The sequence below is a fragment of the Pedobacter westerhofensis genome, assembly GCF_900182595.1.
GTDB lineage: Bacteria > Bacteroidota > Bacteroidia > Sphingobacteriales > Sphingobacteriaceae > Pedobacter > Pedobacter westerhofensis.
This window is the reverse complement of record NZ_FXTN01000003.1, coordinates 603919-630285: the sequence shown is the minus strand read 5'-3', so window position 1 is coordinate 630285 and position 26367 is coordinate 603919. Positions and strand designations below refer to the sequence as shown.

22 protein-coding genes, 2 tRNA genes and 1 rRNA gene are annotated in these 26367 nt (G+C 43.8%); 16 read left to right on the top strand and 9 right to left on the bottom strand.

Annotated features, from left to right (window positions below; genetic code table 11):
* Positions 1–261: 261 nt before the first annotated feature.
* Positions 262–373: ribosomal RNA gene (rrf, locus tag FN831_RS08095) — 5S ribosomal RNA — on the top strand.
* A gap of 72 nt (positions 374–445) precedes the next feature.
* On the opposite strand, the gene FN831_RS08090 is transcribed toward rrf, so the two are convergent.
* Complete coding sequence (locus FN831_RS08090; protein WP_142527694.1) at positions 446–1081, bottom strand: FMN-binding negative transcriptional regulator; 636 nt, start codon at positions 1079–1081, stop codon at positions 446–448.
* Between the two features lie 32 nt (positions 1082–1113).
* Positions 1114–1590 carry an Lrp/AsnC ligand binding domain-containing protein gene (locus FN831_RS08085; RefSeq protein ID WP_142527693.1) on the bottom strand — a complete coding sequence of 159 codons (477 nt, stop codon included), beginning with the start codon at positions 1588–1590 and terminating at the stop codon, positions 1114–1116.
* Positions 1591–1744: 154 nt separating this feature from the next.
* Between FN831_RS08085 and FN831_RS27670 the strand changes: the two genes are divergently transcribed.
* A tRNA-Asp gene (locus FN831_RS27670) sits at positions 1745–1852 on the top strand.
* Positions 1853–1878: 26 nt separating this feature from the next.
* Positions 1879–2024: transfer RNA gene (locus tag FN831_RS27665), tRNA-Asp, on the top strand.
* A 77-nt stretch (positions 2025–2101) separates the two neighbouring features.
* Here the strand turns inward: FN831_RS27665 and FN831_RS08080 are convergent.
* A complete protein-coding gene (locus FN831_RS08080) occupies positions 2102–3412 on the bottom strand; it encodes an amidohydrolase family protein (protein WP_142527691.1) in 1311 nt (436 codons plus the stop codon).
* Positions 3405–6419, bottom strand: coding sequence for an amidohydrolase family protein (locus FN831_RS08075; protein ID WP_142527690.1), 3015 nt, complete (start codon positions 6417–6419; stop codon positions 3405–3407). The genes FN831_RS08080 and FN831_RS08075 overlap by 8 nt, the downstream gene beginning before the upstream one ends.
* 192 nt (positions 6420–6611) lie before the next feature.
* Here FN831_RS08075 and FN831_RS08070 point away from each other — a divergent pair, with 192 nt between their 5' ends.
* The 8 genes from FN831_RS08070 to FN831_RS08035 all read left to right on the top strand — a co-directional run bounded on the left by FN831_RS08070 (position 6612) and on the right by FN831_RS08035 (position 13064).
* Entirely contained in the window at positions 6612–7058 is a 447-nt protein-coding gene (locus tag FN831_RS08070) for a cytochrome B (protein ID WP_246101423.1), read from the top strand.
* Positions 7059–7261: 203 nt separating this feature from the next.
* Positions 7262–8674 carry an anthranilate synthase component I family protein gene (locus FN831_RS08065; RefSeq protein ID WP_142527689.1) on the top strand — a complete coding sequence of 471 codons (1413 nt, stop codon included), beginning with the start codon at positions 7262–7264 and terminating at the stop codon, positions 8672–8674.
* Positions 8675–8685: 11 nt separating this feature from the next.
* Positions 8686–9258, top strand: a complete 573-nt coding sequence (locus FN831_RS08060; protein WP_142527688.1) for an anthranilate synthase component II — start codon at positions 8686–8688, stop codon at positions 9256–9258.
* Between the two features lie 18 nt (positions 9259–9276).
* Positions 9277–10068, top strand: coding sequence for an indole-3-glycerol phosphate synthase TrpC (gene trpC, locus FN831_RS08055; RefSeq protein ID WP_142527687.1), 792 nt, complete (start codon positions 9277–9279; stop codon positions 10066–10068).
* A gap of 22 nt (positions 10069–10090) precedes the next feature.
* Entirely contained in the window at positions 10091–11287 is a 1197-nt protein-coding gene (gene hflX, locus FN831_RS08050; RefSeq protein ID WP_142527686.1) for a GTPase HflX, read from the top strand.
* Positions 11288–11304: 17 nt separating this feature from the next.
* Positions 11305–11688 (top strand): 30S ribosome-binding factor RbfA, encoded by a 384-nt coding sequence (rbfA, locus tag FN831_RS08045; RefSeq protein ID WP_142527685.1) that lies wholly within the window; start codon positions 11305–11307, stop codon positions 11686–11688.
* 13 nt (positions 11689–11701) lie between these two features.
* A complete protein-coding gene (locus FN831_RS08040) occupies positions 11702–12394 on the top strand; it encodes a peptidoglycan DD-metalloendopeptidase family protein (RefSeq protein ID WP_142527684.1) in 693 nt (230 codons plus the stop codon).
* A gap of 19 nt (positions 12395–12413) precedes the next feature.
* Positions 12414–13064, top strand: a complete 651-nt coding sequence (locus FN831_RS08035) for an energy transducer TonB (protein ID WP_142527683.1) — start codon at positions 12414–12416, stop codon at positions 13062–13064.
* A 3-nt stretch (positions 13065–13067) separates the two neighbouring features.
* On the opposite strand, the gene FN831_RS08030 is transcribed toward FN831_RS08035, so the two are convergent.
* The gene (locus FN831_RS08030; RefSeq protein WP_142527682.1) at positions 13068–13961 is read right to left on the bottom strand and encodes a diacylglycerol/lipid kinase family protein; all 894 of its coding nucleotides are present in this window, start codon (positions 13959–13961) and stop codon (positions 13068–13070) included.
* A gap of 51 nt (positions 13962–14012) precedes the next feature.
* Between FN831_RS08030 and FN831_RS08025 the strand changes: the two genes are divergently transcribed.
* Positions 14013–14993, top strand: a complete 981-nt coding sequence (locus FN831_RS08025; protein ID WP_142527681.1) for an App1 family protein — start codon at positions 14013–14015, stop codon at positions 14991–14993.
* On the opposite strand, the gene FN831_RS08020 is transcribed toward FN831_RS08025, so the two are convergent.
* Positions 14990–16189: a DUF1501 domain-containing protein gene (locus FN831_RS08020; protein WP_142527680.1), complete on the bottom strand. Its 1200-nt coding sequence runs from the start codon at positions 16187–16189 to the stop codon at positions 14990–14992. The genes FN831_RS08025 and FN831_RS08020 overlap by 4 nt on opposite strands.
* A gap of 13 nt (positions 16190–16202) precedes the next feature.
* Positions 16203–17630: a DUF1800 domain-containing protein gene (locus FN831_RS08015; protein ID WP_246101421.1), complete on the bottom strand. Its 1428-nt coding sequence runs from the start codon at positions 17628–17630 to the stop codon at positions 16203–16205.
* Positions 17631–17700: 70 nt separating this feature from the next.
* Here FN831_RS08015 and aat point away from each other — a divergent pair, with 70 nt between their 5' ends.
* Positions 17701–18330, top strand: a complete 630-nt coding sequence (aat, locus tag FN831_RS08010; RefSeq protein WP_142527678.1) for a leucyl/phenylalanyl-tRNA--protein transferase — start codon at positions 17701–17703, stop codon at positions 18328–18330.
* Here aat and FN831_RS08005 read toward each other — a convergent pair.
* Complete coding sequence (locus FN831_RS08005; RefSeq protein ID WP_142527677.1) at positions 18327–21224, bottom strand: DEAD/DEAH box helicase; 2898 nt, start codon at positions 21222–21224, stop codon at positions 18327–18329. The two genes, aat and FN831_RS08005, sit on opposite strands and share 4 nt — an antisense overlap.
* Before the next feature lie 261 nt (positions 21225–21485).
* Here FN831_RS08005 and FN831_RS08000 point away from each other — a divergent pair, with 261 nt between their 5' ends.
* Complete coding sequence (locus FN831_RS08000) at positions 21486–22112, top strand: GIN domain-containing protein (RefSeq protein ID WP_142527675.1); 627 nt, start codon at positions 21486–21488, stop codon at positions 22110–22112.
* Between the two features lie 64 nt (positions 22113–22176).
* Here FN831_RS08000 and amaB read toward each other — a convergent pair whose 3' ends face one another.
* Positions 22177–23718 carry an L-piperidine-6-carboxylate dehydrogenase gene (gene amaB / locus FN831_RS07995; protein ID WP_142527674.1) on the bottom strand — a complete coding sequence of 514 codons (1542 nt, stop codon included), beginning with the start codon at positions 23716–23718 and terminating at the stop codon, positions 22177–22179.
* A gap of 320 nt (positions 23719–24038) precedes the next feature.
* Here amaB and FN831_RS07990 point away from each other — a divergent pair, with 320 nt between their 5' ends.
* Together FN831_RS07990 and FN831_RS07985 are read left to right on the top strand one after the other, a co-directional pair.
* On the top strand, positions 24039–25442 hold the full coding sequence (locus tag FN831_RS07990) for a tetratricopeptide repeat protein (RefSeq protein WP_142527673.1): 1404 nt from the start codon (positions 24039–24041) through the stop codon (positions 25440–25442).
* 147 nt (positions 25443–25589) lie between these two features.
* On the top strand, positions 25590–26357 hold the full coding sequence (locus tag FN831_RS07985; protein ID WP_142527672.1) for a phosphosulfolactate synthase: 768 nt from the start codon (positions 25590–25592) through the stop codon (positions 26355–26357).
* Positions 26358–26367 lie beyond the last annotated feature (10 nt).

Sequence of the window (26367 nt, the reverse complement as noted above, 5' to 3'; positions counted from 1 at the left end):
AGTCGAGTAATACTAATCATCCGAAGCTTTCAAAAAGCAGAATACTGTTGTTTGTTCTTCCTTACTAACTTCTTTCAATAATATGTCATTGTTTACAGTGATGAGGATCCAAAGGGTGTTTTAAACCCTGAAGGTGATCAAAGCTTAAACATTTATAACATATCAAAAATATAATCAGTCAACTGATCAGCAGCATGAGCCAAAGGCAAAAGCCGAAGCACATACGAAGCATGAAACAAGCAGTTGATTCGATACAGACATTTAGGTGCCTATATCGGTGGTGTCCACCTCTTCCCATTCCGAACAGAGAAGTTAAGCCCACCAGAGCCGATGGTACTGCGGTAACACGTGGGAGAGTAGGTCGGTGCCAAATCTTAAAGAAAGCCTTTCAGGAAACTGAGAGGCTTTTCTGGTATATTAGTATGCTAATTCAGATAGATCAACTTTATCTGGTTTTTAACCCGCTATTCTTCTTTATATTGGATTCCATGTATTCACCAGTGATACGTACTGAGCTGTCATTACTCTCTGCAAGGTGCTTAATGATTCTTTCCTGCTCTAAAGTTGTTTTATTCTGGCTTAACTTCTGACTGGCCTGCAGGTCAGTTACTGTCATAGTAAAAGGTACTATACCATTTAACATCTTGTCCTTAAAACTATCAGATAATGAATCCCACTGCATCTTATAATCCGCTTCATATGCGAGGATCATATCTTCAAGCGCATGTAGGATCTGTGAACGTTCATGCAGTACAGTACACTTCCCATAAGCATGCACCGCATAGTAATTCCAGGTAGGAACGCTTTCAATCTTATCATAAAGCTTTGGTGAAATATATGCATGTGGTTCACTGAAAATAACGAGCACACTTTGTTCTTCGATGTTTTTCCATTGCAGATTTGCTTTGGCAAAATGGCCGGTTAAGATAATGTCATCATGATCGTATTTGACGGTAAGGGGGAGATGTGTAGCCTGGGGTACATTATCAATAGCGGAAATTAAAGTTGCAAAACTAAATCGTTTCATAAATGATACAATTTCTGTTCTGTCAGATATTTGGTTTGCTTTAGGGATATACATAATTGGAACTTAAATCATCTGAACCTTCAAATTTAACCTAATTCAATCTGTCTTCTGATGCTTTCTTCAAGAGAGATCAAAGTCTCTGTTCTTTGTATACCCGCTACGGCCTGGATCTCTTCATTCAATACATGTCTCAAATGATTCGTATCCCTGCAGATAATCTTGGCAAACATACTGTAAGCTCCGGTAGTGTAATGAAGCTCCACAACCTCTTTAATATTGCTTAATTGCGCAACAGCATCCTTATATTGAATTCCTTTTTCAAGGTAAATTCCTAAAAAGGCACAAATATCATATCCCGCTTTTTGCGGATCGATGATAAGATGTGAACCTTTGATAATCCCCATTTCCTGCAGTTTCTTCATCCTGACGTGTATTGTACCACCTGAAACGATCAAATCTTTTGCGATTTCCGTATAAGGTTTCGTAGCATCCTGCATTAATTGCTTTAAAATATCAATATCGAGGTTATCAATTTCTAAATTTTGGCTTTCTTTTTTCAGCATGATTTCAATTAATTCTAATGATGCTCTAATATAATTACAATAGTCATAATAATAAAATTATATCATTAATATATTTGTAATGTATGGTAAGTCTTGTTACATTTGTATCAAGCAATTAAGAAAAACGGATTCTTTTTTACAATTGTTTACACTCTGTAGGGTGGCGAAACTGGCAGACGCACCTCCTTGTCTCGGTGGTGGAGAAAATGGGAAACCTGAAAAGGCTAACCACTCCTTGAAGGTTCGACTCCTTCTCCTACAGCTAAAGAATAGACGTTCTTTATTTAATGTTGGGTGGTGAAATTGGCAGACACACCTTCTTGTCTCGGTGGTGGGGATCATGGGATAAACACAGTTTATGGGTTGACCACAAATTAATTTTTTGAACTGAGGCTAACTTCCCCTTGAAGGTTCGACTCCTTCCCCAACAGCCAGTTTTTTTATTTAATAAGTTAGTTAATTAGGCAACCTGGAGGCGGGTTGCCTTTTTTATTGTTTAAGAAAAAACGGATTAGTTTGCAGCCTTCAATCCATATTTTTCACTGAACTTTTTATCCAGCTGTTTATGCAGGTTGTCCAGGTTGATATCCCTGCCCTGGATAAATGCTTTCTCTACATGATTTGTTCTCATATCGAGCGCATCGCCTGCTGAGATAAATAGTGTGGCATCTTTTCCCGTTTCCAGGCTACCTGTTGTTTTGTCAATACCCAAAATCTTTGCGGTATTCAGCGTAATTGCAGATAATGCTTTTTCTTTATCGAGTCCCCAGGCTACAGCAGTTCCGGCCATAAAAGGCAGGTTTCTTTGCTGCCAGTATCCTTCAATACTAATAGCAACGTTGATCCCTGCATTCGCAAGTACAGCGGCGTTTTTGTAAGGCATATTCACGTCGTCATCCGTAGAGTTTGGAAGCGCATGTGGTTGCTTCACAATAACTGAAATGCCATTTTCTTTCAGGAAGTCGGTAATCAGATAAGCTTCGTCTCCTCCAACGATCACCGGTTTGATATTAAACTTCTTTGCAAAATTGACCGATGCCACAATATCCTTTTGTGAATCTGCCGTAATAAACAATTGCTGTTTGCCATCAAACAGATGTTTCATTGCAGCAAAACGTGTATTGGTTACAGTAGGTTTGCCGATTGCGGCGTAACCTTTTGCTTCTGAAAAAAACTGTTCCAGTTCATTTATTGCATTTTGTCTGCGTTCGGCTATCACCTCGGGAGTTAACAATTGCCTGCGGCCCCCGAATTCTCCCCTTGACTGTGGAATAGCCGGCCAGGTCATATGCATGGCATCGTCAGTTTTGACAACAGCATCTTCCCAGTTCCAGGCGTCTAGCTGTACTACCGAAGAGCTGCCGGAGATTGTTCCACCTTCAGGGGTGATCTCTGCCATCAGGATGCCATTGCTCCTTAACGTTGCAGGAACTTTTGAATCTGTGTTGTAAGCTACCAGTGAACGGATATGCGGATTGAAATTCCCGATCTCGGCAAAATCCAGCGTGGCTTTTACTGAGGAAAACTCTGCAAGGCCGAGGTTGGTAATTGGTGCAATCAAACCAGGATAAACATGTTTGCCGTCTGCTTTGATCACTTCTATATCCTGTGGCGCCTGACCATTTGCAGTAACTGAAAGAATCTTGCCTCCACTAAAAACAATAGTTCCATTGGAGATAACCGTGCCGTTGCCCACATGGATAGTGGCACCGGTAATGGCAATTGTTTTTGTTTGTTTTGCTGCCGGGACGATATTGGCCTGTGCAAAACAGCCGATGGTGCCTGCTGTGCTCAACAACAGGGTAAATAAATACTTATTCATGTGTTTTTACTCCTTCCAGTTCATTTAATGCTGCAGAATAATCTTCCAATGATTCGCAGTTGTATATACGCGGTGTGTCTGCTGATGGGCGTTGTGTTTTCGCGCCTTTGCTTTTACTTTCAACCATCTTTTGTATGATCCGGGCTTTCTCAGACTGCTGCTGTGCACGGATTTGTGCATCTTTCTCCATATCCCAGTAAGGTATTCCGTCTACAAAGGTCTTTTCGGCCCTTGCATAGATCGATAAAGGATTGTCTGACCAGATCACCACATCGGCATCTTTGCCAGCTTTGATGCTTCCTACACGCTGATCGATATGCAGCATCTTTGCGGGGTTCAGCGTTACGAACTTTAAAGCTTCCTCTTCCGGCACATTACCATATAAAACTGATTTGCCTGCTTCCTGGTTCAGGTGGCGCGCCATTTCTGCATCATCAGAATTAAAGGCCGTGGTAATACCCACATTATGCATGATTTTTCCATTGTAAGGTATAGCCTCGGCAACCTCCATTTTGTAAGCCCACCAGTCGGAGAATGTAGAACCTGCAATGCCGTGTGACTTCATTTTATCTGCCACTTTATAACCTTCCAGGATGTGCGTAAAAGTATTGATTTTAAAACCTATGCTGTCTGCAGCGTGTATCAGCATGTTAATTTCTGACTGCACATAAGAGTGGCAGGTGATGAAACGCTTGTTGTCCAGTATTTCTACAATGGCATCCAGTTCCAGATCTCTGCGGACCGTATTTCCTTTGGCGGTTAAACCGGCCTTATATTCTTTTGCACGTGTAAATTCATCGATATAGGTTTGCTCAACGCCCATCCGTGTTACGGGGAAGCGCAGACCGGAACCGAAGTTACTTTGCTTTACGTTTTCGCCCAGCGCAAATTTGATAAAGCCATCATTGCCGCCGAACTTTAATTCTTCAGGTGTTTTTCCCCAGCGCAGTTTGATCAGCTGCGACTGGCCGCCGATCGGGTTTGCAGAGCCATGCAGCAGGTGAGAGGTAGTTACACCGCCCGCCAGTTGCCTGTAGATATTCACATCTTCAGAATTGACCACATCCGCAACGCGTACTTCGGCAGATGAAGACTGTGCGCCTTCATTTACGCCACCGGTAATGGCGATATGCGAGTGCTCATCGATAATCCCCGCAGTGATATGTTTGCCCGTGGCATCAATTACTTTTGCGCTGCCGGCAGAAAGGCCTTTTCCAACAGCTTTGATCTTTCCGTTTTCGAGCAGTACATCTGCATTAAGCAGCACGCCTTCTTTTTCGTTGGTCCATACCGTAGCATTTTTCAGCAGTACAGTTTCCTGCTTAGGGCTATTTTCAGTACCAAAGGCAACAAAAGGATAGATGAGCTTGCCGGCAGTAATAACAGCCCTGGGCTTCTCTTTTTTTGGTGGTTCTGTATTTGCTGAGATAAACTGTGCAGACCATTTTCCGGCAGTTCCGGAAGCCAGGACAGATTCGCCGCGTAACATCACAGGATTTGCCGAAGTAAGGTAGCCGCTGAGCCTCACCTCACCTGATGGTGTTTTTTTGAGGTTAAAACTGATTCCTACCCAGTCGCCATTACGGGTGATACTGGCTGTTATTTTTGTAGTATCTGCTCCCGGGCGCTGAACAAAAGCACTCGTTCCGTTAATTTTCAGGTTTAACGAGCCGAGGCTGTCTACAGTCAGATTGTAAATACCGGTTAGGTCGTTCACATTCATTTTGCTGACCACAAAACGTTTGCCCTGCACCCAGTTTTCAAAGATTACGTTGCTGCTTTTAAACAGATTATCGGAGGTAATCAGGAAGTTGGCTAGTTTACCTTTTTCCAGTGTGCCTGCCTGATCAGAGATCCCGATCATCGCTGCCGGAACTTCCGTTAATGATAGTAATGCCTGTTTCTCGGTAAGTCCGTTATCAATAGCCGTGCGGATGTTGGCCCAGAAGTCCTTCATGCTCTCCAGGCCGTAGGCCGTGAGGGAAAACCTGATACCTGCTTTCTCTAATGCTGCAGGGTTCGCCGGGGCCATTTCCCAGCCTTTCATCTGTGCCAGAGTAATATTTCTTGCTTCGGCAGGATCTTCGGCATCATATGCTTTCACAAAATTTACCGGGATAATCAGGCTGGCGCCAGTGGCTTTTACAGCGTCGATCCGCTGGTACTCATCACCTGTTGATTTGATAATGTATTGTTTGCCGAACTCTTTGGCGATCTTATCTGCGCGGAGTACGTTCTGCCAGCCATCAGCTTCGAAGATCTGGGGCAGGGCCTGCTGCCTGTTAAATTCCTGCAGCGAAATATTATATTCTTCTTTTTGCCTGCCATACCATTGCGCATCATAATAGGTTTGCCGTATCAATGCGATAGAGCCCATTAATGATGTCGGATAATCGTTCTGCGAACTTCCTTTGTTAAAAGAGTAGTTGGCCGCTGTCTGGTCTTTGAGGAAGATCTTGTTTTCCCTTTCATCACTGAGGCTCACTGCAGCAGAGGTACCTCGTGCAATGCCGTCGTGGTTCAGGGTGTTTACGCTTCCAAATCCTGCTTTGCGCAGCTCATCTGCTTTTTTGGTATCAATGGTAAACATTGTACGGGCCTCTGTTTCGGGACGGATGGCCTCGTTCCAGTTATAGGACCCTTTTTTTGTAGAGATAAATATGGATTGTCTGCCGCCGAAACCGCCTCCTGCTGTTCGGGCAGGTTCAGGAATACCATAGGTAGTAAAGGGGTCAATCAAAGAAGGGTAAATAAATTTGCCTTTGAGGTCGATCACCACATATCCGGCCGGAACAGTGGTTCCTGAGCCTACTGACTGGATGGTTTGACCTTTCACCAGCAATGTGCCATTGCTGATTGTTTGGTTAGCATTCACTACAATTGTAGCATTGGTAAAGGCAAACAGTCCCGGCCGGGTATCATATGACCCGTTGACAGGATAAGTTTGCTGACCAAATAAAACTGTAGCTGAAAAAACTAACGCGAGCGTAAGTAGCTGTTTCATCATGAATTGTAAATAGTGAGTTAATGATTTAAATTTAGAAAAAATAATGAGTCGTACGATTATCTATCAATCTTATTACCTGATTTTATAAAAGGCCTATTTAGAGGCAGTCTTTATAATGATTATAAATTTCACAAAGTATATATGGCCTGATATAACAGCAAGGATTTTGTTATTTTTGAAGAAAAAACTACTATGGGTATTTATGAAATCTTGAAGAGTGCACACTCCGGATGGCGTTATCTGGTAATCATTTTATTACTGGTGGCATTTATCAATGCGTTAATGGGATATCTGGGCAGAAAACCCTATACAGAAGGTAACCGCAAATTAAATGTGTTTACATTAATCAGTGCGCACATTCAACTCGTTTTGGGATTGCTGCTATACTTTATGCGCGACTGGTATAAAGGGGATATGTCTGTTGCGGTACAGCGTTACTGGAAAATGGAACACATCGCCATGATGCTGGTTGCTATTATCCTCATCACGGTAGGAAATGCAAAATCCAAAAGAATGGACAGTGCCTTAATGAAGCACCGTAAAATATTTGTGTATTTTGGTCTGGGACTTTTACTGATCACGGGAGCCATTTTCGGGATGATCCATGCCGACCCTACGCGCCACTTGTTCGCGATGTAAATAAATTGATGATTTAATTTTGGTTTATTAGATTTATTTCTATTTTTGCTACACATGATTTACAATATACATACCTGGCAATGGCGCGGTTATTCTGAAAAGAGTATCGTCGTAGCCCTGTGTACCTTATAGTTTATCAACCTAAACCAAACCACACATACTAACCCGACGTACCACGTCGGGTTTTTTTCGTTTTACAGCATATGGAAAGAGTTAAGATTACCACTATTTTTAAGAAGAGACTTGCAGATACCATTACTCCGGTAAGTATTTATCTACGTTTAAGAGACGTTTTTCCGAATACGCTTTTGTTGGAAAGCTCGGATTACCATAGCCGTGAAAACTCGGTGAGCTATGTTTGTGCAGATCCTGTAGCCGGGATTACGCTGCAGGGCGGTAAATTATCCACCTACTTTCCGGGCGGTGAAAAAGAGGTAAAGGAAAACTTTGTCCTCACTGAGGAAATTGATGCTTTTAAAGCGATGTTTGATATTGAGCCTGTTGAAGAAAAGCGCTATCTGTCTACAGGTTTGTTTGGTTATTTTACCTGGAATACGGTACAGCATTTTGAAGACATAACCCTGCAGGCCAAAGCGCGGAAAAATGAAGAAATCCCTCTGATGCAATACCATGTTTACCGTTATATTATAGCGGTAGATCACTTTAAAAATGAAGTAACCCTATTCAGGAACAACTTCAACGGCGAGGAGAACGGCGGACTGGAGAAGATTGAATACCTGATACAGAACAAGAACTTTCCAGAGTACAGTTTTAATACCGTGGGTGAAGAAGCCTCCAATATGACCAATGAAGGTTTTATGGAGATTGTGGAGAAAATGAAAAAGCATATCCTTCGCGGGGATGTTTTCCAGATTGTTCCTTCACGTGCTTTTAGCCAGGGTTTCCAGGGCGACGAATTTAATGTTTACCGCTGTTTGCGATCCATCAATCCATCGCCTTATCTGTTTTATTTCGACTACGGAAGTTTTAAGCTTTTTGGTTCTTCGCCCGAGGCGCAGATCACGATTAAAAACGGGGTGGCCAATATCTTCCCTATTGCGGGAACATTTAAACGTACCGGTAATGACGAAGAAGATGCTGAGATCGCAAAGAAACTGGAGCAGGACCCAAAGGAGAGCGCAGAGCACGTGATGCTGGTAGATCTGGCACGGAACGACCTGAGCAGGCACTGTACTAACGTGGAGGTAAAATCGTTTAAAGAAGTACAATATTATTCACATCTGATCCACCTCGTATCCAAGGTGAGCGGCAAACTGCAAAAGGGCATTTCTGCATTTAAGATTGTTGCAGATACTTATCCTGCAGGTACTTTGAGCGGGGCCCCAAAATATAAGGCCATGCAGCTCATTGATGAATATGAGGGTTTGGGCAGGAATTTTTATGCCGGGGCAATTGGATATATGGGATTTGGCGACGAGTTTAACCATGCGATTATGATCAGGACTTTCATGAGTAAAAATAATCAGCTTCATTACCGTGCCGGTGCAGGAATTGTGGCCGACTCCATTGCGATCAATGAACTGAACGAAGTAAATAATAAGATTGCTGCCCTGCGCAAAGCGGTGGAGATGGCTAAAGAAATTAATGTGATTTAAGATCAGAAAAGATGAATAAAAAAATATTGGTTATTGACAACTATGATTCATTTACGTACAACCTGGTCCATCTGATCAACGAGCTTGGCGGAGAGGTAGAAGTGTGGAGGAATGATAAGTTCGCGATTGAAGATGTGGAGCAGTTTGATAAGATTTTATTATCGCCAGGACCAGGCGTGCCTGAGGAAGCCGGTTTATTGCTGGAGGTAATACGTACATATGCGGCGAGCAAGAGCATCCTGGGTATTTGTCTGGGTCAGCAGGCTATTGCCGAAGCCTTTGGCGGTTCGTTGTTAAACCTGGGCCGCCCGATGCACGGAATAGCGACTCCGGTGGATGTGGTAGATGCAGAAGAAATTCTGTTTAAAGATTGTCCTGCTACTATCAATGTAGGACGTTATCACTCATGGGTGGTGAATCAGGACGACCTGCCTTCCTGCCTGCAGATCACGGCCACGGATGCCAGCACAGAGATCATGGCACTGAAACATAAAACTTTTGACGTGCGCGGCGTACAGTTCCATCCGGAGAGTGTGCTTACTGAACACGGAAAACAAATGATGAAAAACTGGTTGGAGAGTTAAACCCCTTATGGATTAAAAATGAATATTTTAGATAAAATCGTACTGCGGAAAACGGAAGAGGTGGAGCAGGCAAAAAAACTGGTCTCTATCAAAGAACTGGAAAGCGGGGCATATTTTAACAGAACACCGTATTCGCTTAAAGAATTTATGCTGGCAAAAGACCGTAATGGTATCATTGCAGAGTTTAAACGCCGTTCTCCATCCAAAGGAGTGATCAATGACCACTCCAGCGTGGTAGAAGTAACCAATGGATATGCAGCAGCGGGTGCCTCGGCAATTTCTGTACTGACGGATATCGATTTTTTTGGAGGCCATCCCAACGATTTGCTTGAAGCACGTGCAGCCAATACGGTTCCACTGTTGCGGAAAGATTTTATGATCGATGAATACCAGATTGTAGAAGCAAAAGGCCTGGGTGCTGACATTATTTTACTGATTGCTGCCATCCTGACACCTGCCCAGATCGATACCTTTGCGAAGCTTGCAAAAAGTTTGGATTTAAATGTATTGCTCGAAGTGCATAACCTTGAAGAACTGCAGCGCAGTATCAATCCTAATGTAGATGCGATAGGGGTGAATAACCGTAACCTGGGAGACTTTACCGTGAACATTCAGACCTCATTTGACCTTGTAAAGGAAATTCCGGCAGAATTCTTAAAAGTTTCGGAAAGTGCGATCAGTGATCCCAAAATTATTAACGAATTGAAAAATGCGGGATTTAATGGCTTTCTGATTGGAGAGAACTTTATGAAGACATCTGATCCTGGTGCTGCAATGCGCACTTTTGCCGGGGAGATGATCTCGGTATAACTTTTGTATCTTTGTATTTTACATGGGAAAAGAGAAAACTTATGATACCGCGGTTAAACAGGAACGTGCTGTTCTTGTTGGCGTGGTAAGACCGGGCGAAAAACCGGAAGAAACAAAAGAATATTTGGATGAGCTGGCCTTTCTTGTAGATACGGCCGGCGGTGTGGTGGAAAATACTTTTACACAAAAGATGCAGAAGCCGGATCGTGGCACTTTTGTAGGTACCGGAAAACTCGAAGAAATAAAAGCTTACGTTAAATCTGAAGAGATAGACATGGTTGTGTTTGACGATGAATTATCGCCTTCACAACTGCGGAATATAGAACGTGAACTGGAAGTGAAGATCCTGGACAGGAGCAACCTAATCCTGGATATTTTTGCCGGAAGGGCGCAGACTGCACAGGCCAAAACGCAGGTAGAACTGGCGCAACTACAATACCTATTGCCAAGGCTTACCCGCTTGTGGACTCACTTAGAGCGCCAGAAGGGTGGTATTGGTATGCGCGGTCCGGGTGAAACCCAGATTGAGAGCGACAGGAGGATGATCCTTGAGAAAATCTCCCTGCTCAAAGGACGCCTGAAACTGATCGACAAGCAGAACGAAACGCAGCGCAAAAACCGCGCAGCATTAATCAGGGTAGCCCTTGTAGGCTATACCAACGTGGGTAAGTCTACGATAATGAACATGATCTCCAAATCAGAAGTGTTTGCCGAGAACAAATTGTTTGCTACACTGGATACTACAGTTAGAAAAGTAGTGATTGAAAACCTGCCTTTTTTATTGTCTGATACCGTTGGATTTATCCGCAAGCTGCCTCACCATCTGGTAGAATGCTTTAAATCTACCCTGGATGAAGTTAGGGAAGCCGATATCCTGATCCACGTGGTAGATGTATCTCATGCAAGCTTTGAGGACCAGATCAACGTAGTAAATGAAACGCTGAAGGATCTGGGCGCCAGGGACAAGGACACCATCGTTGTTTTCAATAAGATTGATGCTTATGTGAGCCCGGAAGCCGATGAGTTCAATGAAGAGGAAGAAAAGGCTCCTTTTACGCTTGAAGAATTCAAAAAAAGCTGGATGGCGCAACATAATACGCCTTCATTGTTTATTTCGGCATTGCATAAGGAGAACCTGGAAGAATTTAAGCAGCTTTTATATGATAAGATCGTCGCTTTACACGTAGAGCGCTATCCTTATGACAAATTATTATACTAATACTAACATCAAAAATCATGGAAAGTAAACGTCAACAGAAATTTGCTGGTGTACTGCAAGAGGAATTAGCGACAATATTTCAGAGAGAAGGAGCAGAGTACCTACCCAATACACTGGTTACAATTACAAAAGTTCGTGTGTCTCCGGATTTGGCTGTAGCAAAAGTATATCTAAGCTTTTTAAGTACAAATAATACAGGTTTGTCCATTGCTACCGTAAACTCTCACGCGAGTGAGATCAGGTATAAACTGGGTACGCGCATCCGCCACCAGGCGAGAGTAGTGCCAACCCTCACTTTTTTCCTGGATGATACCAATACATATGTAGAACATATGGATAAAATCTTTGATAAGATTTCCAGAGAACGTAAAGAACACGGGGAAGAAGAAACTGAAGATTAAATAATCTGGTGCCATGGAAGATTTAAAGGCATGGTTACTGAATAATGCAGAAAAGATCAGCAGTGTGGTAGATTTTAACCCCGCTGCTGATCGTCTTTATCCTTTTGATTTTACTGTACAGAATCATGAACTTACCGATGATATCCTTGGAGATACGGCTGTTTTCTCTGCATGGGCATCAAACAAACTTGAAGTTTCCGGAAGCCGTTACGGCATTGGCGGATATAATGAGCACAGAACAATCTATACCCGCAGTGCACATTTCGATACTGAGGAAGAACCCCGCAGGTTACATCTTGGGGTAGACATCTGGGGAGAGGCCGGAACTCCTGTGTATAATTTTTATGATGGTGTAATACATAGCTTCAGGAATAATGATCAGTTTGGAGATTATGGCGCAACAATTATCATGAAATACGATCTGGGAGGAGAAGTACTGCATGTACTGTATGGCCACCTCAGCCTGGCCTCAATAAAGGGGCTGCAGGAAGGGGAATTTATAGCCGGCGGGGCGCAAATTGCTGCTTTAGGCAATCAACAGGAGAACGGGCAATGGCCACCGCATCTTCATATGCAGCTTATATATGATATGGAGGGCAAAAGAGGAGATTATCCCGGTGTCTGTCAGTTGTCTAAAAGCGCTGCTTATCTGGAAAACTGTCCCGATCCGGGGCTGATTCTGCGGTATACCTTTGGGGCTGCCTGAAAATTTAGTAAATTAGCATATGAACAAGATCCTGATTATACTTCTTCTTTTCTTTGGCTTCGGTCTAAAGGCGCAGCCTGTATTAAAGGGAGGTCTGGCAGCTTTTATCAACGAAAATATTATTTATCCAGCATACTCGTACCAGAACTGTGTGCAGGGAACGATCCGTATCAGCTTTAAGCTCAACAGGCTTGGTGAAGTATATTCATCCAACGTAAGTAGCGGGCCGGGTATAGATCTGGACCAGGAAGCACTGAGGCTGATCAGGATGAGCAGCGGGCATTGGAAGGTTCCGGCCGATTACGATACCACCTATGTTCTGGTGGCGCCTGTTGATTTCAGGCTCTCCAGCGAGGATTGTAACAGGGCAACGCAGCAGGATATGAATAAGGCCATTGCGGTTTATAAAGCCAATCAGGGGCTTACGGATGCGATCACCAACTTTTACCGCAACAAAGCGCAGGGTAAATACAATGAGTCGGAAGAGCAGAAGGTCACTGCGCTCAAAGCCGAACTTGGATATGACGATGATTATCTGAATAAGAAGATTGAGGAGGGTAAGAAAAAACTGAAGCAGAAAGACCGGCAGGGAGCCTGTGAAGATTTTCTTTTTGTAAAGTATATGGGATCTTCTCTGGCGGATGAGCTGTTAGCTAAATACTGCAGGTAAAGACTACAACTGAAATTCAGGATTTACAATCACGGATATAGCCGCTGGCAATATTTCTGCGTGAACCTCGCCAACTTTCCCCATATATTCTCCGTCCACCTGAAAATGCACTTTATGCCGGGTTTTAATCTTTAACTTTTTGGTGTGAAAAAGCTCAATTTTTTCCGGGTTAAATGGAAGGTTGGTAAAGCGGATCTTCAGTATTTCGGAGAATGAATATTTTTTTACGAGTATCACCTCAAAGACATCGTCATCCAGTTTGCCCTCCGGGTTGATCTTTACGCCGGTGCCATACATTGTTGCATTGGCAATCACAACCATAGCGGCTTCTGAGGAGAAAGTTTCTTCACCCATGCTGATCTCTACATCCATTTTATGATGGTTCCATAACGCTTTCCAGGTAGCCTTTGCGTAGCCCAGCATCCCCCTCTGTGCGAGGTCGTCAAACTTTTTAACGATATATGCGTTAAAGCCGATATCTGAAAGGTGGATACAAAGCTCGCCGTTTACAGACACCGCATGGATCTCTTTCGGTTCGCCGGATACAGTAAGTTCAAGTGCTGCCTGTATATCTGCGGGGATCCCCAGTTCTTTAGCCATGCCGTTTGCAGAACCTGCGGGTATGATTCCGATAGGTGTTTTTGTGCTTTTTAAACATTCGGCAACCAGCTTCAGCGTTCCGTCTCCGCCAACGGCAACCACACGGTCGGCCTTTGATTTGCTGATCGCATCTTTGATCTGATCCAGGTTACAGTCTTTCTGTAATTCATAGATCTCTGCCTTGTTGATGCCATTGCTGAAGAAATCAGTAATCACTGATTTGAAATCAGTGTCGTCACTTCCGGATCCCGGATTAACGATAAAGAGTAATTTTATTCCTTTTTCTTCAACTGACATTACTATTGTTTAAGAACCAAACAACTTCTTCAATGCTCTGTTTGAATTATAATGAATAATAATTCTTTCAGCATCAAACTCTATCATGGCTATGGCCACACCCACAATCTGGTGGTATACGGCCATGCCTTTAAATTCAGGGCAGAGAGCACGCAGAATTATAGCGATAACCTTTTTACCAATATCAGGTATCTTTTCAGGCTGTTCCTTTTAAAGCCCTATCCCTGGGCACAGGTGCAACTGACATTTAAAGACCAGGTGATCCGGCAAAATACCGAATACGACGGCTTCTTTAAGTTTGAGTGGGAGGCAGCCGAAAATATCAGTGCCGGCTGGCACGAGGTAAAGGCAGAGCTGCTTGATAAACAGGGACAGGTGCTTGCGGTAACCACAGGTGACGTATATGTGCCGCATATCACGCAGTATGCGTTTATCTCGGATATTGATGATACGGTCATGATTTCCCACTCTGCCACGATAGGCCGTAGATTAAGAGAGCTGTTCATCAAAAACCCGCATACCAGGAAAACCTTTACGGATGTAGCCCGGCATTACGAGCTGCTGGCTTTGTCGCATACCGATGCAGCACATCCCAATCCTTTCTTTTATGTATCCAGTAGTGAGTGGAACCTTTATGATTATCTGGTAGAAACTTTTAGCTTTAATAAGCTTCCGGAGGGTGTATTCCTGCTCAATCAGATCAAACGCTGGAAGAACCTGATCAAAACAGGCAAGACAGGCCACGAGGGAAAACTGATCAGGGTAATGCGCATTCTGGATGTATTTCCCAATCAGAAGTTTGTGTTTTTTGGAGACAATTCGCAGCAGGACCCGGATATCTATTCTTCAATTGCGGTAAAATATCCGAAGAACATTGAGGCGATCTACATCCGCAATATCAGGCCGGAAAAGGCGGCACACACCCTGGAAGTACTCGCAAAGGCAGCCGAATATCAAATCCATACCTGTATGTTCTCAGACAGCCAGGAGGCAATTGACCACTCCGTTAAAATTGGACTGATTAGTATTTAAATAAAATCCAGCGTGTTAAAGCGCTTATTGAGCACTTGCCCATTGTTCACATCCAGCCATTTCTCCAGTATAGTGCCATAAACCTCACGAAAATCTATCTGGTATTTCAGGTCGCCGTTGTCCAGGTTTGCCAGATTGGGTGCTGGATTGTAAATACCCTGTTTCTTCAATTTGCCACCAAACAGAAACATATTATTTGCAGTACCGTGGTCTGTTCCATTACTGGCATTCTGTGCCACGCGCCGGCCAAATTCCGAGAAGGTGATTACAAGGGTTTCATTCAGTTTATTATTCTGCTGCAGGTCTTTGATAAAGGCATTGATCCCTTCGGCACATTGCTGGAGGAGCCTTCCCTGCTGGTTATTTTGGTTCACATGTGTATCAAAGCCACTCAGCGACACATAGTACACCCTGGTTTTAAGGCCGGAGCAGATAAATTTAGATACTGTTTTCAGCTGATTGGAAAATGCTGTGGAGGGGTAAGTATAATTGGGCTGATATATCTTTGAAGTGTTTTGGATATAATTTGCCGATGAGGACGTTTCTATCATGGTTTTGTAGAGATAACCCAGGTTGTCTTCATTCAGATGTTCCTTATCGCCATTGATCATCTCCCTGAAAAAGGGTTCATTGGTATTCCTGAACAGGGCTGCCGGATCTTTCAGTGCGATTCCCTTCTTGCTGCTGCCCTTCATGGCCAGGGAAAGACTGTCGTCCACTTCAATTGCAGTGTAAGGAGAGTTGCAGGTAGCACAGTTAGAATCGAGATACCTGCCTATCCATCCTGTGGAAAGATATTGATTGGAGTCACTGGCTGTCTGCCAGATATCCATAGAACGGAAGTGCGAGCGGTCTGGGTTGGGATAGCCCACATCATTGATGACCGACATCCATCCCTGATCATACAATTCCCTCAGGCAGTTGAGATTAGGGTTGAGGCCCTGCATATCGTTCAGTTGTATCACATCCTGCGGTTTGATCGCAATATTCTTCCTCATCTGGTAGTAAATATCATTTCCGTAAGGAACTACGGTATTGAGTCCGTCGTTACCACCGGACAGCTGTATCACCACCAGGTTTTTATGCAGGCTCAGTTCATCCAGTGCCAGTGCTTCAAAAGGCTTCATGAACGCGGGGACAAATAATGTACCCGCTGCTGCAAAGGCAGCATTTTTTAAAAAATCTCTTCTTTTCATCTTGCAGATTACATTAGCACAATTGGTACTCAGGCATACTGGTTACCGCAATGGCTGTATTTTTTAAATTTACATTGGCACTTACCAGGTCGCTGATCTTTTGCCCAACGGCGGGCTGTAAAAGAAAAGCAGCCAGTTCTGCCTGCTTCATGTCTTTTGGCAGGTCGGCCAGGAACTTCTCCCAGTTGGCTTTTGCATTCACATAAGATTTTACCGGTTTTGGTTTAGCCCGTCTGTTGAGCGCAATTACGGCTTCGTCCTCAGGATCTGCCTTGCCATTAAAGTCCAGAACCCCGTCATTTAATACCAGTGAAGGGATTTTCATCCGGAGCATCAGCGAAGAACTGTCAATCCAGTTTTTTCCTCCGGCCCAGCCGGCCACATTTGGCGGATTAAACAGGTATTGGCCTAAACTGGTTTGCAGCTGGATAAGCACCTGGGGTTTGTTATAGGTAACATAGAATTCCCTGCTCAGGTTAACTAAAAACTCTACCGGCGATTTGATCTTATTGCCGGTATTTTCCTTGGCATAAAACCAGTCGGCAGTAAATAATTTCTTCATTACAGCTGCAATATCATACTGCTGTGCGTAAAAATAACCGGCCAGTTCTTTCACATGGCTCTCGTTAGGTGTATCATTTACAAAGAAAACGTAAAGTTTACGGCAGATAAAGGTGGCAGTTTCTGGTTTCGCCAGGATGAGGTCTATAATGGCTTCGCCGTCATACAGCCCTGTCTGGCCGAAAAATGTTTTTTGCTTTTCATCATGAACGCGCGGGTTAAATTCAAATTCGCCGGTCTTATTGTATGTCCATCCGGTAAAAGCACGTGCAGCTTCTTTAATATCCATTTCCGTATAATTGCCGCGGCCAAGTGTAAAAAGCTCCATCAGCTCCCTGGAGAAGTTTTCATTGGGCTTACCTTTTCGGTTTTGCTGATTATTCAGATAGTCCAGCATTGCGGGGGACTTGGAAACCTCTATCAATAGGGTTTTAAAGTTTCCGAGGGCATTGTTTCTCTGAATATTATTGAGCTGCTGGGCATAAAAGGGCTGGTTGGCGCGGCAGGCAAAGTGGCCATGCCAAAAGAGCGTCATCTTCTCCAGCAGGGAATTTGGTGTGGCCATCATCTGCTGCAGCCAGCTGATATTAAGGTCGCGGCTCTTTTCGTTACGTGCCTTTGTGATGTCTTCGCGCTGTTGTTTTTCTTCGGGTGTCTGTTCTTTTTTTGCGCCGAGCGTAGCAAGCAGGCTTTGCTGGGCAAGAAACTCGTCCTGGCTGAGGACCTGGAGATTTGCTGCAGGTTCTTTGTTATTAAATAGTGCATCAACCACCTTGCTGCGCTTTTTCCGGCTCAGCTGATGCAGGTCTGGGTAGGAAATTCCGAAACCTGCTCTGTTATAAAGATGCTTTATGTGGAGAAAATTCTCGTTCCTGTCCATAATAATTGTCTTTTACACTGCTACTATGACTGTTGTTATCAGTATAAGTTTAAATCCTTTACTTTTGTTTATGATATTTAGGCTGACAGAAGAATTGATTTTTCCTGATCCCTCTCTGGCAGAGCCTGACGGGCTGCTGGCAATTGGTGGCGACCTGAGCGGTGAAAGGTTAGTTCTGGCCTATCAGAATGGGATATTTCCCTGGTTCAGTGAAGGTGATCCGATCTGCTGGTATGCACCTCATGAACGCTGCGTGATCTTTCCTGAAAAAGTTAAAGTGAGCAAAAGCATGCGCAAGGTTCTCGCAGACGGTATATTTACTGTAACCATGGATCAGGCTTTTGAAGAGGTGATAGTCAATTGTGCGCAATCGCCAAGGAAGGGGCAGGATGGTACATGGATTACTACAGAGATGCAGGATGCCTATATCATGCTTCATCAAAACGGATGGGCACACAGCGTGGAAGTATGGCACGAAGGAAGGCTTGCGGGAGGATTATATGGCCTGGAGATTAATGGTGTGTTCTGCGGCGAAAGTATGTTCAGTTCGATGAGCAATGCTTCAAAAACAGCACTGATCTGGCTTTGCCGAAACCCTGCGTACAGACTGATCGACTGCCAGCTGCCCAATGATCACCTGCTGAGCCTGGGCGCAGAGATGATCCAGCAGGAACAGTATCTGTCAATTTTGGAAGATTAATTGAGGATCTCTCTGATGTCTTCCTTGCTCAGCGATTTAAAGAAACTTTCTTCGGTGGTAATCAGTGAACTTGCCAGGCGTTTCTTGCGGTTCTGCAGGGCAAGGATTTTCTCTTCAACAGTGTCTTTGGCGATAAATTTATAAATAAAGACCTTCTTTTCCTGTCCGATGCGATGTGACCTGTCTATTGCCTGTTGTTCTACTGCGGGGTTCCACCATGGATCCAGGATAAACACATAATCAGCCTGTGTAAGGTTTAAGCCCACGCCGCCGGCCTTAATAGAGATCAGAAAAACCTTCAGCTCTTTATTCTCCTGGAACTCAGCCACTATTTCGCCCCGGTTTTTGGTTGCACCGTCTAAATAGGCAAAAGGAATTTCTTCAGTTTCGAGATGCTGCCTGAAAATCTGCAGGTGTTTTACGAACTGTGAAAATATCAGCACTTTGTGGCCTCCTTTCAGCACGTTATCGAGCGTATGGATCACATTTTCAAACTTGCCGGAATCAGAAGTATACTTTTCGTCGATCATCCTTGGATGGTTTGCGAGCTGACGCAGAGCGGTGAGGCCCTGCAGCAACTGCACCTGTTTTTTTGCATAGGTGCCATCATCCATACTACTCAGCAGGTCGTTGCGGTAAGCCGACTTTGTTTTTTCGTAATAAAGGGCCTGGTCTTCACTCATATCGCAGTAGAAGATCTGCTCCGTTTTTGCCGGCAGTTCCTCTGCTACCTGTTCTTTTGTACGCCTCAGCACAAAAGGCTTGATGATTGCCTGTAGTTTTTTTGCCTTATCCTCATCTTTCCTTTTTTCAATTGCCTGCACATACTCTTCATTGAAAAAAGCCTGTGTACCCAGCAGCCCCGGGTTAAGAAAGGTCAGCTGTGTCCACAGGTCGCCCACAGAATTTTCTACAGGAGTACCGCTGAGCACCAGTTTATGCCTTGATTTAAGCAACCTGACAGCCTTGAACGATTTGGACGAGGGGTTTTTAATGTTCTGGCTTTCATCAAGGATGATATAGTTGAAATAGAAATCCTGAATTTCGTTTACATCAACCCGGGTAATCCCGTAGGTAGTGATGACAATATCATATTTGATAAAATGGCTTACATCTTTATTTCGGTTACTGCCCGTGTGCGCCAGGATCTTCAGTCTCGGTGTAAACTTCTTTGCTTCATTCAGCCAATTATAGATCAGGGAGGTAGGCATCACGATCAGCGACGTGCTGTGCGTATTGTTTGCTTCATCCTCTTCCTTTAGCTTTTGCAGCATGGCGAGGGTCTGTATGGTTTTACCCAATCCCATATCGTCCGCCAGGCAACCTCCAAAGTTATACTCACGTAAAAAGCTAAACCAGTTATATCCTGCTTTTTGGTAACTGCGAAGCTCTCCTTTAAAATTTACCGGCATCTGGGTATCGGTAATGTTTTCAAAGTCATTCAGCTTTTGCAGTTTACGCTGGAGGGTAATATTGGCGATGCCATCGCCTGCCAGGTCATTGATGAGGCCTATATGGTGTTTTTTCAGTTTCAGGCTCTTGCCGCCGTCTGAAAGACTGAACAGGCTGCCATATTGCGAAAACCATTTTTCAGGAATGATCGCTATCGTGCCGTCAGGAAGTGTAAACTCTCTCTTTTTATGGAGAATGTGTTGTTTCAGCGAGATAAAAGGCACGGGATGGATCCCGAAATAGACAATTGCATTGATGTCAAACCAATCGTTATCTTCTTTGATCTCAAAATCGATCTTGCTGGATGCAAAAAGGAATTTTTTATTGCTGGTGGATTGTTCAATGGTATATCCCTTTTCCTTGAGCTGGTCGATATGTTCGTTAACCCAGTTGAGGAGCCCATAGGATTGGTCTTCTCCTTCAATGACTGTATTCAGTTCAAGATTATAAAAAAGCGGGCTTACTTTTTTTAAGCCCATTTTAATCAGTTCATTGTATTTCATTTTCTCCCATGCAGTATCTCTTTTGATCCGGGTGAAAACATAGTTGTTATCCTGTTTATCTACATGTACCGTTACTTTTTTCTCATTGCCCACGGCAAAAGCATGGTCGCCATAGCAAAAGCAGAGCTGGATCTGTGAGATGCCTCCTTCTACGTAGATTACTTTGATCATTGCTGATGGATCGTGCTTCTCGGTTTTGATCTCAAAGCCTTCGGCATACACATGGTATTTCTCTATCAGCGGGGCAACAAATTTTTCGAAATACGTTTCTTCTTTGGCCGTAGGAATGGATATATAGCGTTTATTTAAAAAGGGCACCAGTTTTTTACCTTCGATATCCTGTTCAAAAAAGTAAAGCACATCGTTCAGCAGCATCCATGAAGGCTGGTTGCTGACAATTTGCGCGTCCTTAAACATAAATTCAATACGCAGGCCCTGATATTTGATGGTAGGGAAGTAGCGGGTTTCTTCTTCACTTCTTCTGAAATGAAAAAGGATAGTTGCCGGTTCTGATGCAAGCTCAATCTTACGCTCTGCGGGCCAGCCGTCCTTGTCCATCAGGTACAGATCGTCCTTATCTTTGAGGATCTCCAGTACTTCGGCCAGTTTCTTTTCAATCCTGGGGCGTACCGACTCATAAAAGCCGTCGTCATAAAACTTACTGAAAAACTCAAAGGGCCTGATGGCTTTTTTATGAAATTTCTTGATTACATGGTCCTGCTCGGTTTCATCCAGGATTTTAATCACTCTGAGGTCTGATTCTGAGAGATGTTTGGTGAATTCCTTTGCTGTATGGCTGAACAGCCGCTGATAGGTCAGGGAAAAATCGCCCTGGGGATTGAGTTGAACGATATGTGGTTCAATCAAATAACCCAGATATTCATGCTTGCACAATGAATAAACGATTTTGCAGGGTTTTGAGCTATCTACGCGTAACATGAGCTGATTAATTAAAAAAGAGAGGAGTTAAATCTTATTAAATCTCTAAACATACGTCAAATTTGAATTGCTGTCAACAAGATTGGAAATTAAACATGATTTTCTGTAAGGGGTTGGTCGAAATTGAAAGGGAGTTCGTCGGATAATTCAGGCTTGTGGTATAATATCCCTGATTCTGTGCAACGTTCCATAGGAGTTTGCGTCTTAATTGTAAACTATTTAAAAACAACGGTTTATAATCAACCCTAAAAACTTAAAAATATGAAAACGTTAAAAACATTACTCGCCTCAGCATTCACTGCAATCGTTTTATCTGCAACAGTACTCGCCTCCACTGCTGCAGCACGAGGTACTACGATTGACATCAGGTCTGCTAATCCGGACATCAAAAAAGTTGTGGTTAAGGGTAACCTCAGGGTATTTGTAGTTCAGAGCAACTCGGAATGGATTTCTATGGACGAAGAAGATCGTGATCAGGTATCTATCAAACAAGTAGGAAACACGCTGACAGTTGGTACAGAGTTGAAAAGGCCTGTTTCGATCACGGTATACGTGAAAGATATCTACCGTATTGATGCTTCTGATCAGGCTTGCGTAAAAACTATCGGAAAGTTTAATGTAAAATATCTTCAGGTAATGCTGAGTGACAACGCCACCGCCCGCATTAAAGCCAGTACACATAGCATCTATACTGTAGTGCATGATCAGGCAGACCTGGAGCTATTGGGCACAACTGAAAAACATATCATCAGAACTCATGGCACTGCAACTATGAACACAGAAAGACTGGCTGCTTTGGTTACCAGCCATGAGCCAGCTGATACTGAAACTGCCATGATTAAAGATGCGACTGGTAAAAGACAGGGAAGTAACTCTGCGCTTAAATAAGTACGTCTATCAATGATAAGTTGCAAGAAAAAAGCGTCCTGTTTATATAGCAGGACGCTTTTTTTTACAGGTCAAATTTGATCCCCTGTGCCAAAGGCAGCGTATCTGCATAATTGATCGTATTTGTCTGTCTGCGCATATAGCCCTTCCAGGCATCAGAACCACTTTCTCGGCCGCCGCCGGTTTCCTTTTCCCCGCCGAAAGCACCGCCGATCTCTGCCCCGGATGTACCGATGTTTACATTGGCAATGCCGCAGTCTGATCCTGCTGCAGACAGAAACAGTTCTGCCTCTCTCAGGTTGAGCGTCATGATCGCTGAAGAAAGCCCCTGGGGGACGTCATTCTGCAGCGCAATAGCCTCTTCCAGTGTTTTATATTTAATAAGGTACAGAATAGGTGCAAAGGTTTCTTCCTGTACAATCTGAAAATGGTTCTCTACTTCAGCAATGCAGGGCTTCACATAACATCCCGAGGTGTAAGCATCTCCTGTAAGGACACCGCCCTCCACCACATAGCGTGCCCCCTGGGCTTTTCCCTTCTCAATAGCTTTAGTGTACATTTCCACGGCATGCTGATCGATCAGCGGGCCAACATGGTTGTTCTGATCAAGAGGGTCACCAATCCTCAGCTGACCGTAGGCTTTCACCAGTTTATTTTTAAAATCTTCATAGATATCCTCATGGATGATCAGCCGGCGCGTTGAGGTGCAGCGCTGCCCGGCAGTACCTACGGCTCCAAACACAGCGCCGATGATGGACATATCCAGATCGGCATCCTTTGAGACAATGATGGCATTATTGCCGCCAAGCTCCAGGATGCTCTTTCCAAATCTGGAAGCCACAGCTGCAGAAACAATCCTGCCTACACGGGTAGAGCCTGTAAACGAAACCAGCGGAATACGCTTGTCGTTGTTGATCATATTACCGATCAGTTCCTCGCTGATCAGCAGAGAGCTGATCCCTTCTGGCATCTCATTTTTTTTGAGCACGGCAGCCAGGATTTGCTGGCAGGCTATAGCGCACAATGCGGTTTTGGAAGAGGGCTTCCACACACATACATTGCCGCAGACGAGTGCCAGCGCGGCATTCCAGCTCCACACCGCTACGGGAAAGTTAAATGCCGAAATAATCCCTACGATGCCCAGTGGGTGCCATTGTTCATACATACGGTGATGCGGCCGTTCAGAATGCATCGTTAAACCATAAAGCTGGCGTGAAAGGCCCACTGCAAAGTCGCAGATGTCTATCATTTCCTGTACTTCGCCGAAACCTTCCTGCAGGCTTTTTCCCATCTCATAAGATACCAGTGTTCCGAGATCCTGTTTATGATCGCGCAGGGCATCGCCCAGCTGCCGTACAATGTCGCCCCGCTTTGGAGCAGGTATGCCGCGCCAGAAAGCGAAGGCCGTTTGGCCCCGGGCAATTACAGTCTCATAATCTTCATGGCCTGCCAGCTGTACAGCTGCAATCTTCCTGCCATCAGCCGGAGAATAGCTGTCCAGCGTTCCTGAACTGCCCTTGGCGCCCCAGGTACTGCCTGTGCTGTATGCCGGATTGATATCGGCAATGCCCAGATTTTTTAAAACAGATTGGATATCAGTTTGCATTTTTGATGGAGATTGGTTTATACAAATCAACAAAAAAAATCGGGAAAGGATGAAAACCTGCCTGTTCATTTCCTGACCTGAATTTTACCGTTATTACAATAAAGTTGCGTTTCTTTGTATAAATTCTGGAAACGATCCCAACAGCAATAAAAAGATGCTGACACTGCTTACCATTCAATCGTAGTTAAAATTAATATTATCAGCTGATTAGAGTCCAATATGTTTGGATGTTGATAATTATTTCGGTCAGATGCTACACAATACTGTAAACTTATACTGTATTTTAGAAAAAGGGAGATGTTCTTTAATTATTAAATACAATGGAAGAGGAATTTTACTTTGATTTTAGTGATGATGCACAGCGTTCTGTAGAACGCTACGAAGAGATGTTAAGGAATCAGGATCAGTATTTCTTTGATGCCCAGGCTTTCGAAAACATTATCGACTATTATATAGAAAAGAGCGACCCCGTAAAGGCACTTCAGGTGATAGAATACGCACTGAACCAGCACCCGTATGCTGCAGTCTTTCTGATAAAACAGGCGCAATTATATTTTATAACCGATCAGACTGACCGGGCATTTTTCTCCCTTCAGAAGGCAGAGCTGCTGGAGGCATCTGAAGCAGAGATCTATGTGCTCCGCGGAAATATTTATAACAGTTTAGAGCGTTATTCAGAAGCACTGGATAATTTCCAGATTGCACTTACTTTTGCGGAAACAACAGACGAGATCCTGCTGCAGATTGCTTATGTATATCAGAATATGCTTGATTATGAAAGCGCTATCAAGTACATCAAGCAAAGCCTGGAGCAAAATATGGAGAATAAAGACGGGCTGTATGAACTGGCCTTTTGTTATGATATCCTGGATAAACAGGAAGAAAGCATCCAGTTTTACCAGGAATATATCGACAATGACCCGTATTCATATGCCGCCTGGTATAACCTTGCCAATTCATATCATAAGCTGGACCTGTTTGAGAAAGCGATCGATGCCTATGATTATGCAATCCTGATCAAAGACAACTTTGCATCGGCCTATTATAACAAAGGAAATGCACTGGTACAGCTTGACCGTTATGCTGAAGCCATTGAGGTGTACAAGCAAACCTGGGAATATGAGCAGCCTAATGCCGATACCTACTGTGCCATTGGCGAATGTTATGAGAAGCTGGAACGTATGGACGAAGCACGTGCCTATTACAAGAAATCTGTAAAGATGGACGGTAAGCTTGCCGATGCCTGGTTTGGGATCGGCGTAACACTGAACTTTGAGGAGCGTTATTTTGAATCCCTTCATTTTTATAAAAAGGCAATAGAGCTGGATGATGAAAATCCTGACTTCTGGTTTGCCATGGCTGATGCGTATTATAAACTGGGACAGATTGAACAATCTGTTGAAGCCTACTACAAGGTACTGGAATATAACCCGCTCGATATCGAAGCATGGCTTGATTTTTCTACCGTATTGTACGAACAGGGCAGATTGCTGGAGGCTTCGGAAACGATTGCCGACGGAATAAAAAATAATCCTGACGCTGCCGAACTGTATTACCGCATGGTGGCTTACCTCTTTGCGCTGGGCCAGAACAATGAAGCCATTGTTTACCTTGAAACTGCATTGGTAACTGATCCGGATAAGCACTATATCCTGTTTGAATACCTGCCCCAGTTACAGGATAACAGAGCGATTGTAGAAGTAATCAACAAATATATCAAATAAGGTTATACCAATAACAGGTCATTTTGATCCGTAAAAAGCCTGTTAAAATCATTCAGACTGTTCATTAGTGTTACCATAAAAAGGTGACTAAAATCAAAAATATTCTAATGAACAGTCTTGATTTTTTTTATCACCTTTGCACCAGATATGAATTACCCATTAAATAATATTCCGGAACGTCCGGTTAAACCACGCCAGAGCGGCATTACCATGGTAATGGACAAAGGCCTTAGTTTAAGACAGACAGAAGACTTTATAGATGTTGCAGGCATACATTCAGACATTGTTAAATTAGGTTGGGCTACATCCTTTGTAACACCAAAACTAAAGGAGAAACTTGATATCTACCGTAGTGCCGGTATTCCTACCTACTTTGGAGGAACGCTCTTTGAAGCTTTTATCATCCGTAACCAGTTTGAAGATTACATCCGCGTACTGGAGCAGTACGGAATGGAGTATGCTGAAGTATCAGATGGTTCTATCGAGATTGAACACGATCTTAAATGTGAATATATCAGTAAGCTGTCTAAATATGTAACCGTTATCTCTGAAGTTGGTTCCAAAGACGCAACTAAAATATTTGCGCCTTATAAATGGATCAAACTGATGAATGCAGAGATTGAAGCGGGTGCATGGAAGGTGATTGCTGAAGCCAGGGAAGGTGGAAATGTAGGTATTTACAGGGGCTCAGGCGAGGTGCGTGAGGGACTGGTAGATGAGATCCTTACACAAATCCCGCAGGAAACCATTATCTGGGAAGCTCCACAGAAAGAGCAGCAGGTATGGTTTATCAAACTGATTGGCAGCAATGTGAATTTAGGTAATATCGCACCTGCAGAAGTAATCCCGCTGGAGACCATCCGTTTGGGTCTCAGAGGCGATACTTTCGATTACTTTCTTAATTCAGGCAAGTAAAAAATTACCT

What these genes read in the sequence shown, in the direction of transcription:
- FN831_RS08035 (WP_142527683.1), top strand. Translation starts at nt 12,414, where the DNA reads ATGAACAAGATCCTGATTATACTTCTTCTTTTCTTTGGCTTCGGTCTA.
- FN831_RS08030 (WP_142527682.1), bottom strand. Translation starts at nt 13,961, where the DNA reads ATGTCAGTTGAAGAAAAAGGAATAAAATTACTCTTTATCGTTAATCCG.
- FN831_RS08060 (WP_142527688.1), top strand. Translation starts at nt 8,686, where the DNA reads ATGAATAAAAAAATATTGGTTATTGACAACTATGATTCATTTACGTAC.
- FN831_RS08005 (WP_142527677.1), bottom strand. Translation starts at nt 21,224, where the DNA reads ATGTTACGCGTAGATAGCTCAAAACCCTGCAAAATCGTTTATTCATTG.
- FN831_RS08065 (WP_142527689.1), top strand. Translation starts at nt 7,262, where the DNA reads ATGGAAAGAGTTAAGATTACCACTATTTTTAAGAAGAGACTTGCAGAT.
- FN831_RS08085 (WP_142527693.1), bottom strand. Translation starts at nt 1,590, where the DNA reads ATGCTGAAAAAAGAAAGCCAAAATTTAGAAATTGATAACCTCGATATT.
- trpC (WP_142527687.1), top strand. Translation starts at nt 9,277, where the DNA reads ATGAATATTTTAGATAAAATCGTACTGCGGAAAACGGAAGAGGTGGAG.
- FN831_RS07985 (WP_142527672.1), top strand. Translation starts at nt 25,590, where the DNA reads ATGAATTACCCATTAAATAATATTCCGGAACGTCCGGTTAAACCACGC.
- FN831_RS08090 (WP_142527694.1), bottom strand. Translation starts at nt 1,081, where the DNA reads ATGTATATCCCTAAAGCAAACCAAATATCTGACAGAACAGAAATTGTA.
- aat (WP_142527678.1), top strand. Translation starts at nt 17,701, where the DNA reads ATGATATTTAGGCTGACAGAAGAATTGATTTTTCCTGATCCCTCTCTG.
- FN831_RS07990 (WP_142527673.1), top strand. Translation starts at nt 24,039, where the DNA reads ATGGAAGAGGAATTTTACTTTGATTTTAGTGATGATGCACAGCGTTCT.
- FN831_RS08015 (WP_246101421.1), bottom strand. Translation starts at nt 17,630, where the DNA reads ATGGACAGGAACGAGAATTTTCTCCACATAAAGCATCTTTATAACAGA.
- FN831_RS08025 (WP_142527681.1), top strand. Translation starts at nt 14,013, where the DNA reads ATGAATAATAATTCTTTCAGCATCAAACTCTATCATGGCTATGGCCAC.
- FN831_RS08075 (WP_142527690.1), bottom strand. Translation starts at nt 6,419, where the DNA reads ATGATGAAACAGCTACTTACGCTCGCGTTAGTTTTTTCAGCTACAGTT.
- FN831_RS08020 (WP_142527680.1), bottom strand. Translation starts at nt 16,189, where the DNA reads ATGAAAAGAAGAGATTTTTTAAAAAATGCTGCCTTTGCAGCAGCGGGT.
- hflX (WP_142527686.1), top strand. Translation starts at nt 10,091, where the DNA reads ATGGGAAAAGAGAAAACTTATGATACCGCGGTTAAACAGGAACGTGCT.
- rbfA (WP_142527685.1), top strand. Translation starts at nt 11,305, where the DNA reads ATGGAAAGTAAACGTCAACAGAAATTTGCTGGTGTACTGCAAGAGGAA.
- FN831_RS08000 (WP_142527675.1), top strand. Translation starts at nt 21,486, where the DNA reads ATGAAAACGTTAAAAACATTACTCGCCTCAGCATTCACTGCAATCGTT.
- FN831_RS08070 (WP_246101423.1), top strand. Translation starts at nt 6,612, where the DNA reads ATGGGTATTTATGAAATCTTGAAGAGTGCACACTCCGGATGGCGTTAT.
- FN831_RS08080 (WP_142527691.1), bottom strand. Translation starts at nt 3,412, where the DNA reads ATGAATAAGTATTTATTTACCCTGTTGTTGAGCACAGCAGGCACCATC.
- FN831_RS08040 (WP_142527684.1), top strand. Translation starts at nt 11,702, where the DNA reads ATGGAAGATTTAAAGGCATGGTTACTGAATAATGCAGAAAAGATCAGC.
- amaB (WP_142527674.1), bottom strand. Translation starts at nt 23,718, where the DNA reads ATGCAAACTGATATCCAATCTGTTTTAAAAAATCTGGGCATTGCCGAT.